Raw genomic sequence first — 1,472 nt, 5'->3', positions numbered from 1 at the left:
ATTTTATACTTAGAACAGTTTTCATCAGGCACTAACTGATCTTCAAACTGGGCGGCCATCGTAAGGCAGTCATAATCTACGAGATAAAGCTGATGATTAGTTACATTTATATAACCTGTTGCTTTCCTAAAGTATGTATCTATATCCGACTCTGTTCCAATCTTCACTTCTACGTTCCAAGAGTGTTCAATTCCTTCTTCTGTCATTTGACATACTAGGATATTTCTCTTTTTCATTTCACTGCCGAAATGGTTCAGGAGCTGATCTAGCTCCCAGTCCTCATCGACAAATGATTGGTAGTCTTTTGCATTTGCCACTCCAATAAAATTGGTATCGCCAAAATTCATAGAAAATTTCATTTTATCTCCTCTGCTCTTTAAAGTAATTTTTATGATCTATTAACAYATATCCGCAAACTTCTTACACGCTTTCTCTAACTCTTCCTTTTTAGCAAGCTGACAAATCCATTTTTCAGGAATACCATCTAGCTGATAATATGCTCCTGCCATAGTACCTGTAATAAAGCCTATTGTATCTGTGTCTTCTCCTAAATTCACAGCAGTAAGTACAGCTTCTTCGTAGTCATCACTTTGCAGAAAAGACCAAAGAGATGCTTCTAGCGAGCTGACGACGTATCCAGTTGACCCGATTTCATTTCTCGCTGCGTGCGGCAAGCTTAGGTTTAACACTCGTTCATACGCAGAAAACTCTGCTTCATACTCCGTACCTGTTAACTGCTTTTGACAAAGATTTACCGCTTTTTCATATGCTTCAAAAGGCTCTTCGCAGTCAAGAAGACAAATAAGCAGCTCCACGTATATAATGCAGCCAAGCGTAGAGCGCACATGGCGGTGCGTGACGTGAGCAATTCTTTCTATTTCTTCTTTTCTTTTTATAAAGCTAGGTTCCTGACGTAGTGTAAACGCAAGCGGAGCAATACGCATAAGCGCTCCGTTTCCGTTGTCGTATTCAGCGCTTCCTCCCCACTCTTCTTTAGGAAGCCCGCTTTTATAGCGGCGAATCGCTTCGCTTGTTGCGATGCCTATATCAAACATTTCTCCGTACGGCGTCCAGTAGCCATTCGCCCAATAGTTTGCAAACTTTTGCATTAAATCATATTCATCTTGTTTTTCTAGTAGATTATCAATCAAGCACATCGTCAGAGATGTATCATCTGACCACGTTCCTTTTGGCTGGTTGTATGTACCGTAGCCTGTCATAGTTGTGATCCGAAATGTATCGCGTTTTTTAAACTCAACTGGAACGCCTAAAACGTCTCCGACAGCTCCTCCTATAATTGTAGAAAGGACTTTATTATGTAGCGTCATGTGATCAACTCCTTTCTATTATTGTAATTGTTTGATTTTGGAATTTGCAAGAGATCTCTTGCCTAGATGCTTTTTCTTCTTTATAAAATAGGAAGAAATATAAAGACATCCCTTCATAATTCTCTAAAACAATTGACCACCAAG

Annotated in this window: 2 protein-coding genes; both read right to left on the bottom strand. The window is 39.6% G+C overall.

The window, feature by feature from the left end; genetic code table 11:
* Positions 1 to 347 (bottom strand): hypothetical protein (locus tag AC1DRF_RS27480; RefSeq protein WP_477742247.1); only part of this gene is annotated, 347 nt, incomplete at its 3' end.
* A 51-nt stretch (positions 348 to 398) separates the two neighbouring features.
* Positions 399 to 1,328: an ADP-ribosylglycohydrolase family protein gene (locus AC1DRF_RS27475; protein ID WP_477742246.1), complete on the bottom strand. Its 930-nt coding sequence runs from the start codon at positions 1,326 to 1,328 to the stop codon at positions 399 to 401.
* Positions 1,329 to 1,472: the final 144 nt, after the last annotated feature.

It is taken from the genome of Priestia sp. P5_B4 (assembly GCF_056400385.1).
The sequence above is the reverse complement of the archived record's forward strand: the minus strand, read 5'-3'. Positions and strand labels throughout refer to the sequence as shown.